A 16,819-nucleotide genomic window follows, 5' to 3' on the forward strand; every position below is an offset into this window, starting at 1 on the left:
AAAATAGACTAATAAATATTTTGCAATAAAGAGAGAGGTGTTTGTATGAGTACAAAATATGACATTGTGAAACAAGAAATACAATCGAGAATACTGGATGGAACCTATCAACCTCATCAAAAAATATCCTCAGAAAGTGAACTAATGAAGCAGTTTGGGGTTAGCCGTCATACAGTTCGTGCAGCGATTGGCGACCTCGTCAATAAAGGATGGCTATATAGGGAACAAGGAGCAGGTACTTTTTGTGCCGACCGATCATTGGATAATAGGTCATCAAGTGGGGTTACTCAGAGAAATATTGCCATTATTACTACCTTCATTTCAGATTATATTTTCCCTTCTATCATTAGAGGAGCAGAATCCTTTTTAAGCCAACATGGTTACAATGTTAGTCTTTTTAGTACCAATAATGATCATGAGAATGAGAAAAGGATTTTAGAGAAAATATTAACAGAACCCTTTGATGGGGTCATTATTGAACCAACAAAAAGTGCCATATCAAACCCAAATATAGGATACTACCTAAATATGGAACGTTTAAACATTCCATATATTATGATACATGCTTATTATGAAGAATTGGAGCCGTTAAGTATTACGATGAATGATGAGAAGGGCGGTTATGTTCAAGCGGAACACCTTATTCAATTAGGGCATACGAACATTGTTGGTTTTTTTAAAACGGATGATCTTCAAGGTGTGAAAAGAATGAAAGGCTTTATTAAAGCACACCGACATTATGGTGTTACCATTAATCCAAATGGAATTGTGACGTATGATTCAAGTGACAAAGTAAATAAACCGATACAGACTTTTATTGAACTATTAGACCAGGGTTTAAAGCCAACAGCAATTGTTTGCTATAATGATGAGCTGGCGATTAGCATGTTAGAAGTACTTCGAGAGAAAAATTTCCGTGTTCCAGAAGATTTTTCAATGGTAGGCTTTGATGATTCTCTAATCGGAAGACTGGCCGCAGTAAAATTAACGACGATCCAACACCCGCAAAGCAAGATGGGGGAAACAGCAGCAAAGATGATTGTAGATTTAGTCAAAGAAAAGAATAACCAACCCAAAAAAACAAATGATAAAGTACAGTCCATTATATTTGAGCCTAGCCTAATTGTACGTGACTCGACCAAAAACTTAGAGGGAAAAACAGTCACATCTAAATAAAATTTCCATATGTCAACAATGGTTAATTTCCCCCCGATTTACAACGGTACAAATTTCCCCAATTTCAGCGTCCAACCTTTTATTGGTTGAACGCCTGCCCGTTGTTTTTCTCTAAATCTTTATGATTTTCCTTTAATGCCTTCAATCAAGATTTATCCTCTCTTTATTTTTAATTTTGATATAACTCTCTAATCTTTTAAAGATTCCCATTCTTTAACACTTGTCTCTCCACTAAAAAAATTTTTTATGTATCGAGAAAATTATCCTTTATATTGGTGGATTTTAAGGAGTGACATTTTAAATCCATAAGGAAATATATAAGGGAATTAACATGAAGTTAAATCTAAAGAATTAGGAATTTTGGCGCAATTCTAAAAAATACTATTGCAAATTTTTACTAAATTACATATAATTTTTTTAGAGAAACACATACGGACAAGTTAGGTTAATTTGATTAAGATGTTAAAATTCGTTCGTATATCTATTTAAGAAAGATTGGTAGATACTTTTAAATTTTTGCAAATTTGTAAGCGTTGACATCAGTGGTTAATGACAGAATCCGTTTCATCTTAACAAAGGAAAATGGAAATATGAAGGAGGTGCCTGACTAAAAGATAGTTAGATGAAATGTCCAGAGAGTAAGGAAGAAAGTCTTTCAAACTGTTTATTAATCCTTAACTGTCAAAATACACAACATCTAAGAGAATAAACCTCTAAGAATGATAAGTTCTTTTCTTCGTAATTACTTCCAGTTTGTAACAACACAGAATTGCCACTACATAAGATTATGGAATTTTACACAATAAGAATAAAAGAAAGTATGAAGAAAGTTTAACTGGTCTAACGCAAACCTAAGAAGAAATTATCACAGAGTATTTCCTAAGGGAGGTTTTCTAATGTTACCTGCGTCAAGTACACCACAAGAACTCGCGACTCCTGTCAAGCGACAAAATAAAATACTTAATTTCTTAAATTCTAAAAAAGTAGTTCCCTATATTTTTGTATCACCGTTCATACTCTCTTTTCTAGTTTTCTCCTTATACCCGTCTATCAAAGCTATTATTATGAGTTTCCAGAAAGTATTGCCAGGTCAAGTTACTTATATAGGGATGAATAATTATTCGAGAGTTTTTAATCCCATATTTTATAAAGCGCTCTCAAATACAGCCATTTATGTTGTTTTAACAGTAGTCATTTTAACGATTGTACCAATCATACTTGCTGTTCTATTAGACTCAAAACTAGTAAAATTTAAAACATTTTTTCGTGCTTCGTTATTCTTGCCTTCTCTGGCTTCAACCATTGTAGCTGGTATGGTTTTCAGACTTATGTTTGGTGAAACGGATACAGCTGCTGCAAACCAGATTCTTAACTGGTTGGGTGCTGAATCAATGGATTGGAGATACAAAGCGTGGTCTGCCATGTTTTTAATGGTGCTCCTTTGCTGCTGGAAATGGATGGGGGTAAATATCCTTTATTTCTTAGCTGGTCTTCAAAATGTTCCGAAGGAATTATATGAAGCTGCTGAAATAGATGGTGCTACAACCTTCCAAAAATTCACGAATGTTACCCTGCCTTTCTTAAAACCAGTAACCATCTTCGTAGCAACGATTTCTGTTATCGGTGGATTTAGAATGTTTGAAGAAAGCTTCGTGTTCTGGGAGGCCGGTTCTCCAGGAAATATTGGTTTAACGGTTGTAGGTTATATCTATCAACAAGGTATTCAACAAAATGACATGGGATTCGGTGCAGCAATTGGAGTTATCTTAATGCTGATTATCTTTGTAGTAAGCTTTATCCAGCTCATTCTAACAGGTGCCTTTAAAAAGGAGGGCCAATAGATGGAAAAGAAACAATTTAAGATCATTCCGTGGATTGCAAACCTTGCGTTTTTAATATTTTCTCTTATGGCTCTATTTCCAATTATTAACCTATTGATTTCTTCTCTTAGGCCTTCATCGGAATTGATGCGTAACGGTATTAGTATTACGTTTGATCCAAGTACGATGAGTGTTGATAACTATACGTATATTTTTACACAGGGGGGGAATTATTGGAGCTGGTTTATGAATAGTTTGGTGATCACAACCATTACTATTGTACTTTCTCTATTCTTCTCTTCGATGGTAGGGTATGCTTTGGCATTATATGACTTTAAAGGGAGAACCTTAATTTTCGGCTGTGTTCTATTTATATTGATGGTGCCATTTGAAATTCTGATGCTGCCATTATTTCAGTTAATGGTCAACCTGAATTTAATCAACACGTATACGGCGGTTATTCTGCCGGCAGCAGTTGCACCAATGGCCGTGTTCTTCTTTAGACAGTACGCGCTTGGTCTTCCGAAGGAATTAATGGATGCTGCCAGAATTGATGGTTCAACTGAATATGGTATTTTCTTTAAAATTATGCTGCCGCTTATGACTCCATCTTTGGCAGCGATGGCGATCCTTCAAGGATTAGGAAGTTGGAACAATTTCTTATGGCCATTAATTGTATTAAGATCAAATGATATGTTTACCTTACCGATTGGTTTAGCAACATTATTAACTCCATATGGCAATAACTACGATATATTAATCGCAGGTTCGGTGATGACCATTTTACCTATTATCATTCTATTCATCTTCTTCCAGCGGTACTTTGTAGCAGGACTTACTGTTGGCGGAGTAAAAGGATGATGTAAGGCAGTAGTATAAAGAGGTGGCTAGTAAGATGAATGGAAAACAGATTGTATCAAAACTAGATTATTTATTTCATTGGATTGTTCGCCTTGTGATATTGAATGGACTTTGGATTTTATTTTCCATCCTTGGATTGTTTGTAGCCGGGGTATTCCCAGCTACGGCTGCTGTATTAGGTGTAGCCAGAAAGTGGATGATGGGCGAACAGGAAATGAATATTTGGAATACATACATACAAATTTATCGGAGTGAATTTTCTTCGGCGAATAGGATGGGTTGGATCATTTCCGTAATTGGCATCATTCTGTATTCAAACTATCGTGTGATTTTGAATCATGCTGGTGAATTTGTTTTTGCTGTCCCATTTGCATTTTACTTGCTGGTTTTTTTCTATATCATACTCGTAATCTGGTCGTTTCCATTAATGGTACACTACAAAGCTACTTGGAGGCAGCATTTTAAAAATGCCATCATTATTGGTTTAACAAAAATTCATTATACGATTTTTTGTGGTGCCTCAATCTTTGCAATCATCTATTTATCGCTTAGCTATCCCGGTATCATACCCTTTTTTACCATAAGTCTAATGGGGTTTGCATGCATGTGGTTTACACTAAAGATTTTTAACCAACTCGATCAAGGAGGAAACCAACAACCATTAAAAACTGGAAAAGCCATTTAATTTATAACGTTTTTAACATTCTATCTCTTAATGAAAACGCTTAAGAAATAGAGAATATAGTTGTTTCTAAATTGAAGGAGGTGATGTATTCTCTCAGTGAAACTTATGTTATCTCATTTCAATTAAAAAAATAAAAGTAGGGGGAATACAAAAAAATGAAAAAGAAAAGTTTATTATCCATCCTTTGTGCCTTAATGGTAGTCATGTTAATGGCGTGCAGCGGTGGCGGAAAATCAACCTCTGGAGAAAAGGCAACCGATAAAGAAGTAATCGGTGGAGATGAGAAAGGGGCTACAGAATTAACTTTCTGGACCTTTGCTGAATTGCATTTGGACTTCTTTAAGGATGCGGTACCTCGCTGGAATGAACTACATCCGGATAAGAAGATTAAACTTGTGGCCGAAACCTTCCCATTTGATCAAATGCACAATAACCTATTGCTGGCATTACAATCTGGTAAAGGAGCACCTGATATCGTGGATATCGAAGTTGGCCGCTTCCCTAACTATTTGCAAGGTGAACCACAATTCTTACCTATGAATGAATTAGTTGAACCTGAAAAGGATAATTTCATTCAATCACGTCTCGACCTATATTCTAAAGATGGCAAGTATTATGGTATGCCAACACACGTTGGAGCAACTGTCATGTACTATAATAAAGAAATTATGGATAAGGCTGGCGTTGATATCGATTCCATCAAGACATGGGATGACTATGTTGAAGCAGGTAAAAAAGTAGTCGAAAACACTGATGCTTTCATGACGAATGTACAGACAGGCGATATTATGCAATTCCAGGCGATGATCGCCCAGCAAGGCTCAGATTTTACTGATGAAGATGGAAATATCACACTTGATAATGAAAAGAATGTAAAAACCCTTCAATTTTTAAGTGATATGGTTAATAAGCACAAAATTGCTGAGGTAATGCCCGGCGGAGAGCCGCATGCTGAAGAATATTATGCTTATATGAATGAAGGAAAAGCGGCTTCTGTTTCTATGCCATTATGGTTTATGGGCCGTTTCACAGATTATATGCCAGATCTGAAAGGTAAAATGGTTATCCGTCCTATGCCTGCCTGGGAAGAAGGAGGCGGCCGTTCCGTTGGTATGGGTGGAACAGGTACAGTGGTTACAAACCAAACAAAACATCCTGAGCTTGCAAAAGAATTCCTGGCATTTGCAAAGCTTTCAAAGGAAGGAAATATTAAGTTATGGACAGTCTTAGGTTTTGACCCTCCACGCTGGGATGTTTGGGAAGACCCTGCTATTCGTGAAGATAACAAATTTTATCAATACTTCGGTAAGGATATCTTTGATACATTGTTAAGTATTAAAGATGAAATTCCAAATATAAATGTAAATGAAAATTATCCAGATGCTGTAACTGAAATAAATACAAACACATTGAACAACGTCCTTAGACAGAATTCACAAACTCCTAAAGAAGCCCTGAAACAAGCACAAGAAACGGTAGAAGCCAACACAGGTAATTAAAGATAAAGAAAAGGGTCTGCTTACTTTTGATCAGTAAGTTTGACCCTTTTCAGCCATTTTAAATTCAAAGATTTATAGCTATGATTCTGAGAGGAGAAAACCATGAGTAAAAAGGCAAAAATGATTTTGGAAAAGGATTTTAAAATCTCTGAAATTGATAAGCGTATCTATGGCTCTTTCGTTGAGCATTTAGGCCGGGCGGTTTATGGGGGTATTTATGAACCGGGCCACCCTCAAGCAGATGAAAATGGCTTCCGGCAGGATGTAATAGAAATGGTAAAAGAGCTTCAGGTTCCAATCATTCGTTATCCGGGTGGAAACTTTGTTTCTGGATACAAATGGGAGGATGGCGTAGGGCCGGTTGAAAATCGCCCACGCAGGCTAGATTTAGCATGGCACACGACTGAAACCAATGAAATTGGTACAAATGAATTCATGAAATGGGCCAAGTTTGTAAATGCCGAAGTAAACATGGCAGTCAACTTGGGAACACGCGGGATTGATGCTGCCAGAAACCTGGTAGAGTATTGCAACCATCCAGGTGGTTCCTATTATAGTGATCTACGTATTTCTCATGGATACAAAGAGCCTCATAAAATTAAAACCTGGTGCCTTGGAAATGAAATGGATGGCCCATGGCAGATAGGCAGCAAAACGGCAGTAGAATATGGACGAATTGCGCAGGAAGCAGCCAAAGTAATGAAATGGGTTGACCCGACCATTGAACTTGTTGCATGCGGGAGCTCCGGCCGAGGCATGCCGACCTTTGCAGATTGGGAAGCAACTGTGTTGGATCATACCTATGACCATGTTGAATTCATTTCGCTTCATCAATATTACGGCAATCGTGATAATGACATCTCCAACTATTTGGCAATGACTCTTGAAATGGATGACTTTATACGTTCAGTTATATCGATCGCAGATTACATAAAAGCGAAAAAACGAGGCAAGAAGAATATTAATCTTTCCTTTGATGAATGGAATGTATGGTACCACAGTAATGATGCAGATAAGAAAATTGAACCTTGGAGCATTGCACCGCCACAACTGGAAGACCATTATAATTTTGAGGATGCCCTGTTGGTTGGATGTATGCTGATCACCTTATTAAAGCATGCTGACCGGATAAAAATTGCCTGTATGGCACAACTGGTAAATGTCATCGCCCCTATTATGACGGAAGAAAATGGAGCTGCCTGGAAGCAGACTATTTTCTATCCTTATATGCACACATCTGTATTCGGGCGCGGAATTGCTCTAAACCCAATTATATCAAGTCCAAAATATGATAGTAAGGACTTTACGGATGTTCCTTATTTGGAATCAACAGCTGTATACAATGAAGAGAATGAACAGTTAACGATTTTTGCGGTAAACCGCCATTTAAAGGAAGGCTTGGAACTAGAGTGCGATATTCGTAATTTTGATGGATATGAGATTGTGGAGCATATCGTTCTTGAAAACAATGACTTAAAACAAACCAATTCAGCTAAAGGCACACCGGTAGCTCCACATTCAAATGGTAATGCCGCGATTGACAACGGCTTGGTTACAGCTGTATTACCGAAATTATCCTGGAATGTAATTCGTTTAGCAAAACGTAAATAGTTTTCAATCCATTTCCATATCGTTTCCTTCTTTCTAAGGGAAAGGGTATGGAAATAATTTTTTCTAAATAGATGATAAAGAATTAAGAGGTGTGGAGATAAACATATGAGTAACACCATTTTAACCAATCCCATTATGTGGGCGGATGTCCCCGACGTAGATGTGATAAGAGTCGGAAGCGTTTATTATATGATTAGTACAAGCATGCACACGATGCCTGGGTGCCCAATTATGAAATCGGAGAATTTGGCAAATTGGGAAATGATCGGATATGTATTTGATACCTTGGAGGAAAATGATGCCCATAATCTGTTAGATGGAAGGGGTATATATGGACAGGGCTCTTGGGCGGCAAGCTTGCGCTATCATAATGAAACGTTTTATGTATGTTTTTCAAGCAACGATATGGACCGGTTTTATATGTATCAGACGAAGGATATCGAAAGCGGAGATTGGAGGCGCTCTACTTTTGAAGGAAGATTCCATGATCCGGCTTTGCTTTTTGACGAGAATAGAGTGTTTGTTATTTATGGCTGTGGGGATATACGCATTACAGAATTGACAGAAGACGCAACGGCAATAAAACCTGGTGGCGTTAACCAGTTATTACTGGTTACCGAAATTGAAGATATCGGGTTGCGATGTGAAGGCTGCCATGCCTACATAATAGATGGGCAATATTATTTACTGTTTATCGAATGGCCAAAAAGCGGCAACGGCCGAAGAAGGCAGATATGCTACCGCTCAGAGCAACTTTTCGGAGAGTATGAACGTAAAGTGATTTTTGATGATGATATGGAGTACCACAATAAAGGAATTGCACAAGGAGCAATTTTTGATACGCCGGATGATGAGTGGTATGCGATGTTGTTTCAAGATCATGATGCTGTCGGCAGGATTCCCTATGTGTTACCGGTAAACTGGCAGGATGGATGGCCGATGATTGGAAATGATGGAAAGGCACCAAGAGAATTGGAACTAAATATGCCTACTTCTTCTAAATGGCCATTGGTGATCAGTGATGAGTTTGATCATAAAGAAAACAAGCTCGCTCTAAATTGGCAGTGGAATCATAATCCGGACCATAATCTATGGTCATTCACGAAGCGCCCGGGCTATCTGCGTTTGGAAACGGGTCATTTAACCGACAGTGTTTTGTATGCTCGCAATACGTTGACTCAAAGAACGGAAGGACCTTCCTGCACCGGAATAACTATGATGGATATTTCAAACATGAAGCCTGGCGATCATGCCGGGTTGGTTGCCCTCCAGAACAACTTTGGAACTGTTGGGATTAAGGCAGGAGAGAACGGATGCAACTACGTTGTCATGTGTGTAAATAGTGGTAATGGCAGTGAAGAAGTAGTGGAAGATATTCCGTTTTCTAGTAATCATATTTATTTAAAAATACAATTTAACTTTGAAGATAGTTTAGATCTAGCAAAATTTTTCTATTCTGAAGACGGAGAAAATTGGTGTAACGTTGGGCGTCCATTAAAAATGAAGTACACTTTAGATCATTTTATGGGTTACCGTATTGGCTTATTTAACTATGCTACTACAAAGGTTGGAGGTTTTGTTGATTTTACTTATTTCCACTATGAAAAGAACTCCATTTAATAGTGCAAAAACAATTGCTAAAAAATTAGGCAGTGGTTTTGCATCTCGTTTGATTATGGTAGAAAAACCAGAAAACTAGTCGAAGTTTGTATATAGCGGATTTTTAAAGAAGCTTCTCCTTAGTTGAGCAAACTTGGGGGAAGCTTCTTTTTTCATATATTGTGTTACAATGAAGATATAATTTTTTGATCGTTACAATTATATTATAGGAATAATAAGAGTGAGGGCGGAAAAAATGTACTCTGTTCTAACATATTTTGTTACCCTTTTTGTTATTGTAATATCAGTTTTTACTACACTTTTTATCAAGAATGAATTAGAACGATTACTCCGAGAAAAAGATGTGCTCCCTTTTCATATATGTAATGTCATTATTATCTTAATGGTTTCTATGATAGCACATGCTGTAATGACGATTTATATCATTGGGAATGAATTCGGCTGGATCTTACAATTAATAATTAACATGTTCATTATTATACCAATTTATATTTTAGGGCACTTTGCATTTGAAAAATATAAATCAACTTATCGAAAATACATACCCACGGAGAACAGTAAAGTTATTGTTCTTAACGAAAAGTACTTAAAAAAGAAAAAACAGTCTTCAAAATTCAAGAATTATAATTCTTTTTCTAAGGAATAGTAAAAGCGTCTATTTATATTAACAGAAACACAAAGTTTTTTTGATTAGATAATTTATATATGAATTTTCAATGTTATGAGGTTGAGAATTATGAATACAATTTTAGATATTGCCAAGCTCGCGGGTGTAGCAAAAAGCACGGTTTCTCGGTATTTAAATGGCGGATCGGTGGGAGAAGCAACCAAGAAGAAAATTGAACAGGCTATCAAGGAAACCGGATATTCTCCCAATCCTTTTGCACAGAGTTTGAAAGCGAAGAAAACGAATATTATTGGAACGATAGTCCCGCGGCTTGATTCCTTTGCTTCTTCCCAAACGCTAATTGGCATCGATGAACAATTAAAGCAGATGAATTATCAAATGCTTATTTCCAATACAAGTCAAAATCTCGAGCGGGAGATTGAAAGCATTTATAGCTTCGCCAATCAAAAGATAGCGGGGATTATTTTGCTTGCCACCGAAATTACCGATCAGCATATCCAGGCATTTGAAAGTGTTAAAGTTCCTGTACTGTTAATTGGACAAGAGCATGAGAACTTTCATAGTCTGATTCATGATGATTTTAATGCTGGTAATGCGATGGGGCGGTATGTACTAGAGAAAGGATATCGAAAAATTGCTTATCTAGGCGTTACGGAACGGGATATTTCAGTAGGTGTGAAACGAAAGCAGGGTTTCAAAAAGGCGATAATAGAAGTAGACGATTGTGATGTTCGCTTCTATGAGACTTTATTCAATATTCCTGCTGCACAGGCTAGTGCAAAAGAAATCATCGAAGAATTTGATCCGGATATATTTGTTTGTGCAACCGATAATATTGCTCTTGGGGTTTTGAAGGCGTCGTATTCAGAGGGATTAATGATACCGCAGGACTTAGCCGTTACCGGGTTTGGCGGCTATGATGTAACGGGTATTATTCATCCTGGCATTACGACTGCGAAGTTTTTTTACAAAGAAGCGGGGGAAACGGCTGCAAAACATATTATAGAACTGGTCAACGAACGCTCTTTGGAAAAAGTTACCGTTTCCAAATTTGAAATAATTGAGAGAGAAAGCGTTGACAATCTCTTTCATCGTCCCCTATAATAAAGATAAGAAACCGGTTCCAAAAAGAGAACCTTTTCATCTGGTAACATTTGAATTTGGTATCTCTTTTAACCTATTATTTTTTTAGTTAATTTCGGAACCGGTTCCACCTGTAAAGGGTTTTATTTTTACCCTCAAGTGGAACCGGTTCCTAAACCAAAGAAAAGAGAGGGATTATGATGGATCACAAAAAAATTGCTCGGGAAGTACTGGATGCCATTGGCGGGCAGGAAAATTTATCAGCCGCAGCGCATTGTGCTACACGTTTACGTCTTGTTTTACAGGATGAATCTGTTGTTAATCAAGCAGCGTTAGACAACATGGATGTCGTGAAAGGGACTTTTTCAACAGGAGGCCAGTATCAAATTATTTTAGGCTCAGGAACAGTGAACGAGGTCTATAAGCACTTGGCGGAAATGTCTGGTCAAACGGAAATGTCAACGAGTGATGTGAAAGACGCGGCGGCGAAGAAATTAAATCCAATTCAGCGATTCGTCAAAATGTTGTCAGACATTTTTGTTCCGATTATCCCGGCGATTGTAGCTGGTGGTTTACTAATGGGGATTAACAATATCCTAACGGCTCCAGACTTATTTATTGAAGGTAAATCCTTAGTGGATGCCAATCCAGAAATGGCTGATTTAGCGGCACTTATAAATACATTTGCAAATGCAGCCTTTGTCTTTTTACCGATACTAATTGGTTTTTCCGCAACGAAACGGTTTGGAGGGAATCCTTTCCTTGGGGCCACTCTTGGAATGCTGATGGTACACCCAGACTTATTAAATGGGTACGGTTATGGAGCAGCAGTACTCAATAATGAAGTCCCTGTTTGGAATATATTTGGTTTAGAGATCGAGAAGGTAGGCTATCAAGGTAGTGTACTTCCTGTACTTGCAGCGTCATTTATTTTAGCAAAGATTGAAACAGCCCTTAGGAAGGTTGTCCCATCTGCTTTAGACAATCTATTAACACCGTTATTCTCTATCTTTATTACCGGGATTTTAACGTTCACTTTGGTAGGACCGCTGACACGCTCGGCTGGTAATCTTTTAACAGATGGAATCGTTTGGTTATATGACACAACAGGTGTCGTAGGAGGAATCATCTTCGGTTTGGCTTATGCACCGATTGTTATTACAGGTATGCACCACAGCTTTATAGCCGTAGAAACACAATTACTTGCGGATGTCGTTAAAACGGGTGGATCATTTATCTTCGTTATCGCGGCGATGTCAAACATTGCGCAGGGAGCAGCTACACTTGCAGTACTAAAGGCAACAAAAAACGGCAAGATCAAAGGAACGGCTTCAGCTGCCGGAATCTCGGCATTATTAGGAATTACGGAACCAGCGATGTTCGGGGTTAACTTGAAATTACGCTATCCATTTATCGGTGCCATTATTGGTTCTGCCATCGGATCAGGCTTTGTAACAATGTTCAAGGTTAAAGCCACTGCACTAGGAGCTGCTGGTATCCCAGGAATTATCTCGATTCGCCCAGATTCCATTATTTCATATATCATCGGTATGGCGATCGCATTTATCACAGCATTTATCGTCACAATTGTTTTAGCAAAAAGAGACGAAAAAAAAGCAGTTAAACAATCATCTGGTCAAGCAGCAGCATAGTAAAAAAGAATGAAAAGGAGAATCCCGTGATTCTCCTTTCTGTATTAGGAGTGAATCACCATGGAATGGACAAAAGAGCAGCGATATAGAAGCATGGATGACGTGACCGATGAAGAAATACAAGCATTAGCCAAACTAGTGAATCAATGCCCATGGCGGCAGTCTTTTCATATTCAGCCGGTGACAGGATTGTTAAACGATCCGAATGGCTTTAGTTATTTTAACGGGGAGTATCATTTATTCTATCAATGGTTTCCGCTTGGGCCAGTTCATGGGTTGAAGCATTGGTATCATACGAAGTCTAAAGACCTCGTTCACTGGGAGAATGTTGGAATGGCCATTGAGCCGTCGAATGAATTTGACAGCCATGGGGCATATTCCGGAAGTGGAATTGAGCATGAGGGGAAATTATACTTACTGTACACGGGCAATACGCGCGATGAAAATTGGGATCGACACCCCTATCAATGTCTGGCTATAATGGATTCGAATGGAAGCATCGTCAAAATGGATGCGCCTGTGATTGCAGATGCTCCAAGCGGCTATACCGATCATTTTCGCGATCCAAAGGTTTGGAAACAGGGGGATCTCTTTTATACGGTAATTGGAGCCCAAAGGGAAAATGAGACTGGATCTGTCGTTTTATACCGGTCCAGGGATTTAAAAGATTGGCAGTTTGCGGGTGAAGTGAAGACAGGGTTAGGTGAAGATTTCGGTTATATGTGGGAATGTCCGGATTACTTTGAGCTGGATGGACAAGGTGTGTTCCTTTTCTCTCCACAAGGGTTAAAAGCGGAGGGTGAAAGCTGCCAAAATATTTATCAATCAGGGTATGTAGTTGGAAGACCAATAGATTTAGAGAATATCGAATTAAAGCATGGGCCATTCTATGAGCTGGATCGCGGTTTTGATTTTTACGCGCCGCAAACAACGGTAGATCATCAAGGGCGCAGGATTTTAGTCGGCTGGATGGGATTGCCGGAAATTGACTATCCTACTGATAAAAATGGCTGGGCACACTGTCTAACAATTCCTCGAGAATTAACAGTTAAAGAAGGAAAACTCGTCCAGCAGCCAGTCGATGAGCTGAAAATGCTGCGTGGGGAAAAGGTAGAAACAAGCCGAAAGGTTGAGAATGAAACGGTTTGTTTGGATAACTTTAAGGGAGACGTGTATGAGCTTCATGTAGAATTCTCTGATAGTACGGCTGAGGAGTTTGGTTTGGAACTCCGGGTTGGAGAAAATGAGAAAACTATTATTAAATATGATTGTGCTGCGAAAAAGGTTGTGTTTGATCGGACTGAGTCAGGCGAACCCTTTGCTGAGGAATTTGGTACGATTCGGAAATGTAAATTGGACGCTGAAAAGATTTCGTTCCGTATCTTTGTTGATGTTTCCTCTATTGAAGTGTTTGTAAATGGTGGAGAGGAAGTATTTACAGGAAGGATTTTCCCTGGTAAAAATAGTAATGGAGTCCGTGTATTTTCCTGTGGCGGCCAAACGAATGTACAGGCTGTTAAATGGGATATTAAGTAGGCTATTCAATGTACGAGAGGTGAAAAAAATGGGAAAGCTTTATTCAATTGGTGAAGTGTTGATTGATTTTATTCCCCTTCAAAAAGGGGTTGCCTTAAAGGATGTTGTCTCCTTTGAGAGGGCACCAGGAGGGGCACCGGCAAATGTCGCTGCTGCCGTAGCCAAATATGGACAGAAAGCAGCGATGATTTCTAAATTAGGCAATGATGCGTTTGGCAGCTTTTTAGTCGAAAAGCTTGTCGAGGCTGGTGTTGAGACAGACAAAGTATATCGCACTGGTGAGGCGAATACGGCCTTGGCTTTTGTTTCGTTAAAAGAAAACGGGGAACGTGATTTTTCGTTTTACCGTAATCCTTCCGCTGATTTGCTGTTAAGCGAGGATGAAATCGACGCAGCATGGTTCCAAGCAGGGGATATTCTCCACTTTTGTTCGGTTGATTTAGTAGAAAGTCCGATGAAACAGGCACATAAGAAAGCAATCGAAGCTGTTTCAAATGCTGGCGGATTGGTCAGTTTTGACCCAAATGTGCGACTTCCGCTATGGAAAGACCCAGAGGACTGCCGTAAGGCTATTCTCGAATTTTTGCCGACTGCTGATATCGTAAAGGTTTCCGATGAAGAACTTGAGTTTATTACGGGAATAAAAGATGAGTCGGCTGCGGTACAATCTTTGTTCGTTGGAAACGTGAAAGCAGTTGTCTTCACTAAGGGAGCTGCCGGAGCAGATTTGATTTTAAAAGATCAGAAGTTTGAATCGAGCGGATACTCTGTTGAACCAGTGGACACAACTGGAGCCGGTGATGCGTTCATCGGCGGGTTTTTATATCAATTACTAGAATTGCATGCGAATCCGGAAAATATTGAGGAAGTGCTGCGAAACCACCAGGCCTCTATCCTCCAATTTGCTAATGCCAGTGGCGCCCTTACTACAACAGGAAAAGGAGCTATCTCTGCATTGCCAACAAAGGGGGAAGTTGAGGAACTTATAGGATAGTGATACAGGGATACATTATAATTTGATCAATGGGCTGCAAAATGAACTAAGCTTTATAAGGCCTAAATCTATCAACATCCGATTGAAGAGCTTGAAGAGAACTTTGAGAAGTTTAATGTGTGACGGGTTCGGTGGAGGATGATTGTTAATTTTTCCATGGAGCTTTTTTGAAAGGAACCTATGGCAATATAAGCATAGGTTCCTTTTCTTTTGTCCTTTTTAGTGAATGATTAATTTTTTATCCTAAACTTTTCTTTCTAGTAAAGCGTAAACTACTGAATATCTAAGTGCTTTTTAATCGTCTCGGACAGCTTTGTTCGTTCTGTCTCAGGGACAATGTAGTAGTAAACACCCTTTTCTTCTTTGCCGCTTCCATTTATTTGGATTTGTTCAAGGTTGTGTCGTGTTTCGGAATAGTTTGTCTGAATTTCTTTCATTTCCTCAAACGTTAAATTTGTTTTTACATTATCGCCAATTACTTCTAATATGCTACCATAGTTTGTGAGAGTTTCAATTTGTACCGCTTCTTTGATGAAAGCTTGAATGATTTTACGCTGGCGTTCTTGTCGGCCAATATCACCCTGTGGATCAAAAGCGCGCATACGAGAATACTTCAGTGCATCTTCACCGTTCAATTCCAGTTGACCGACAGGGAAATCTGTCCCTTCATAGGAAAAGTCTAAAGTGTTTTCCACGGTCACACCGCCAACTACATCTACAAGATCCTTAAAACCATCCATGTTTACTTCCACGTAGTAGTCAATCGGGACATCTAGAAAATTTTCTATGGTTTTAATGGACATATCAACTCCTCCGTAAGTATACGAATGATTGATTTTATCCTTTATACCCTTGCCGATAATTTCGGTGTATGTATCACGAGGAATGCTTACCATTTGAATCGATTTATCTTCCGGGTTTGCCGTTAATAGAATTAATGAGTCTGGACGCCCGCGGTCTCCCTCGCGCTGGTCTACTCCAAATAATAAGATGGAAATCGGATCTCCATCTGCTAACTTAATAACACGCTGCTCTGATTCAGAACGTTTCAGTGGTTCATGTGTTTTTTTGAGCGTGCCGGCAACAGAGTTATAAACGGAAAATCCGTATGCGCCTGCACCTATAATAAGAAGGAAAATGACTCCAAGTGTTATTTTTAAGCCCAGCTTTCTTTTTTTAGGAGGCGGGGATATCTGTTCCTTTTCCATTTAAACACCTTCCTTTGCAGTAATATCGTTTATTTTAGCATCTAAAAAAATTTACTTGTATTCGACAAAATAACTAGAGAAGCGACAAAATAACAATAATCCTCTTTAACAGTAGATTTTACCTAGTCTGGAGGAACCTTTTTTATTAACAAAACATTTCTGCTATATTAATGGTCTATTACATAAACATTAAAGATTGTGATTTAACTGAAATAATTGCTGTGCCCCACTTGATTTTCCTTCGTTAGAAATAAAAAGGGGAAGTTGAAATAGGTATATTGGTAAATAATTAATTCGTTTTTAGGTAATTATGCATAGGAGATTCTTTTGAAGTGGTAATTCCCATGAAAATTAGATAAATTAGCTTATTTCTTCTCGTAAGTCCTCTTGTTACTCTTGTAATGGATTGGAATACTGGCAGAATTTACGACTTTGTTTGCAGCTGT

The 16,819-nt window shown here is 38.5% G+C and carries 13 protein-coding genes; 12 read left to right on the forward strand and 1 reads right to left on the reverse strand.

Going from position 1 to position 16,819, the window contains the following annotated elements:
- The first annotated feature begins 45 nt into the window (after positions 1-45).
- The 12 genes from QNH29_RS01650 to QNH29_RS01705 all read left to right on the forward strand — a co-directional run bounded on the left by QNH29_RS01650 (position 46) and on the right by QNH29_RS01705 (position 15,165).
- Positions 46-1,176 carry a GntR family transcriptional regulator gene (locus tag QNH29_RS01650; protein ID WP_283863145.1) on the forward strand — a complete coding sequence of 377 codons (1,131 nt, stop codon included), beginning with the start codon at positions 46-48 and terminating at the stop codon, positions 1,174-1,176.
- Positions 1,177-2,072: 896 nt separating this feature from the next.
- A complete protein-coding gene (locus tag QNH29_RS01655) occupies positions 2,073-3,017 on the forward strand; it encodes a carbohydrate ABC transporter permease (protein ID WP_283863146.1) in 945 nt (314 codons plus the stop codon).
- Entirely contained in the window at positions 3,018-3,857 is an 840-nt protein-coding gene (locus QNH29_RS01660) for a carbohydrate ABC transporter permease (protein WP_283863147.1), read from the forward strand. It abuts the gene before it with no gap.
- A 34-nt stretch (positions 3,858-3,891) separates the two neighbouring features.
- Positions 3,892-4,542, forward strand: coding sequence for a YesL family protein (locus QNH29_RS01665; RefSeq protein ID WP_283863148.1), 651 nt, complete (start codon positions 3,892-3,894; stop codon positions 4,540-4,542).
- Between the two features lie 155 nt (positions 4,543-4,697).
- Entirely contained in the window at positions 4,698-6,041 is a 1,344-nt protein-coding gene (locus QNH29_RS01670; RefSeq protein ID WP_283863149.1) for an ABC transporter substrate-binding protein, read from the forward strand.
- Between the two features lie 102 nt (positions 6,042-6,143).
- Complete coding sequence (arfA, locus tag QNH29_RS01675; protein ID WP_283863150.1) at positions 6,144-7,652, forward strand: arabinosylfuranosidase ArfA; 1,509 nt, start codon at positions 6,144-6,146, stop codon at positions 7,650-7,652.
- A 105-nt stretch (positions 7,653-7,757) separates the two neighbouring features.
- The gene (locus tag QNH29_RS01680; protein WP_283863151.1) at positions 7,758-9,272 is read left to right on the forward strand and encodes a glycoside hydrolase family 43 protein; all 1,515 of its coding nucleotides are present in this window, start codon (positions 7,758-7,760) and stop codon (positions 9,270-9,272) included.
- Between the two features lie 235 nt (positions 9,273-9,507).
- Entirely contained in the window at positions 9,508-9,918 is a 411-nt protein-coding gene (locus QNH29_RS01685) for a hypothetical protein (protein ID WP_283863152.1), read from the forward strand.
- A gap of 90 nt (positions 9,919-10,008) precedes the next feature.
- Positions 10,009-11,004, forward strand: a complete 996-nt coding sequence (locus QNH29_RS01690) for a LacI family DNA-binding transcriptional regulator (RefSeq protein ID WP_283863153.1) — start codon at positions 10,009-10,011, stop codon at positions 11,002-11,004.
- Positions 11,005-11,183: 179 nt separating this feature from the next.
- Positions 11,184-12,635: a sucrose-specific PTS transporter subunit IIBC gene (locus tag QNH29_RS01695; RefSeq protein WP_283865510.1), complete on the forward strand. Its 1,452-nt coding sequence runs from the start codon at positions 11,184-11,186 to the stop codon at positions 12,633-12,635.
- Positions 12,636-12,695: 60 nt separating this feature from the next.
- Entirely contained in the window at positions 12,696-14,171 is a 1,476-nt protein-coding gene (locus tag QNH29_RS01700) for a glycoside hydrolase family 32 protein (RefSeq protein ID WP_283863154.1), read from the forward strand.
- A gap of 28 nt (positions 14,172-14,199) precedes the next feature.
- Positions 14,200-15,165: a carbohydrate kinase family protein gene (locus QNH29_RS01705; RefSeq protein ID WP_283863155.1), complete on the forward strand. Its 966-nt coding sequence runs from the start codon at positions 14,200-14,202 to the stop codon at positions 15,163-15,165.
- A gap of 272 nt (positions 15,166-15,437) precedes the next feature.
- Here QNH29_RS01705 and QNH29_RS01710 read toward each other — a convergent pair whose 3' ends face one another.
- Positions 15,438-16,373 (reverse strand): LCP family glycopolymer transferase, encoded by a 936-nt coding sequence (locus tag QNH29_RS01710; protein WP_283863156.1) that lies wholly within the window; start codon positions 16,371-16,373, stop codon positions 15,438-15,440.
- Between the last annotated feature and the right edge of the window lie 446 nt (positions 16,374-16,819).

The organism is Neobacillus sp. DY30, from assembly GCF_030123065.1.
In the GTDB taxonomy this organism is placed as follows: domain Bacteria; phylum Bacillota; class Bacilli; order Bacillales; family Cytobacillaceae; genus Neobacillus.

What these genes read in the sequence shown, in the direction of transcription:
- QNH29_RS01650 (WP_283863145.1), top strand. Translation starts at nt 46, where the DNA reads ATGAGTACAAAATATGACATTGTGAAACAAGAAATACAATCGAGAATA.
- QNH29_RS01655 (WP_283863146.1), top strand. Translation starts at nt 2,073, where the DNA reads ATGTTACCTGCGTCAAGTACACCACAAGAACTCGCGACTCCTGTCAAG.
- QNH29_RS01660 (WP_283863147.1), top strand. Translation starts at nt 3,018, where the DNA reads ATGGAAAAGAAACAATTTAAGATCATTCCGTGGATTGCAAACCTTGCG.
- QNH29_RS01665 (WP_283863148.1), top strand. Translation starts at nt 3,892, where the DNA reads ATGAATGGAAAACAGATTGTATCAAAACTAGATTATTTATTTCATTGG.
- QNH29_RS01670 (WP_283863149.1), top strand. Translation starts at nt 4,698, where the DNA reads ATGAAAAAGAAAAGTTTATTATCCATCCTTTGTGCCTTAATGGTAGTC.
- arfA (WP_283863150.1), top strand. Translation starts at nt 6,144, where the DNA reads ATGAGTAAAAAGGCAAAAATGATTTTGGAAAAGGATTTTAAAATCTCT.
- QNH29_RS01680 (WP_283863151.1), top strand. Translation starts at nt 7,758, where the DNA reads ATGAGTAACACCATTTTAACCAATCCCATTATGTGGGCGGATGTCCCC.
- QNH29_RS01685 (WP_283863152.1), top strand. Translation starts at nt 9,508, where the DNA reads ATGTACTCTGTTCTAACATATTTTGTTACCCTTTTTGTTATTGTAATA.
- QNH29_RS01690 (WP_283863153.1), top strand. Translation starts at nt 10,009, where the DNA reads ATGAATACAATTTTAGATATTGCCAAGCTCGCGGGTGTAGCAAAAAGC.
- QNH29_RS01695 (WP_283865510.1), top strand. Translation starts at nt 11,184, where the DNA reads ATGGATCACAAAAAAATTGCTCGGGAAGTACTGGATGCCATTGGCGGG.
- QNH29_RS01700 (WP_283863154.1), top strand. Translation starts at nt 12,696, where the DNA reads ATGGAATGGACAAAAGAGCAGCGATATAGAAGCATGGATGACGTGACC.
- QNH29_RS01705 (WP_283863155.1), top strand. Translation starts at nt 14,200, where the DNA reads ATGGGAAAGCTTTATTCAATTGGTGAAGTGTTGATTGATTTTATTCCC.
- QNH29_RS01710 (WP_283863156.1), bottom strand. Translation starts at nt 16,373, where the DNA reads ATGGAAAAGGAACAGATATCCCCGCCTCCTAAAAAAAGAAAGCTGGGC.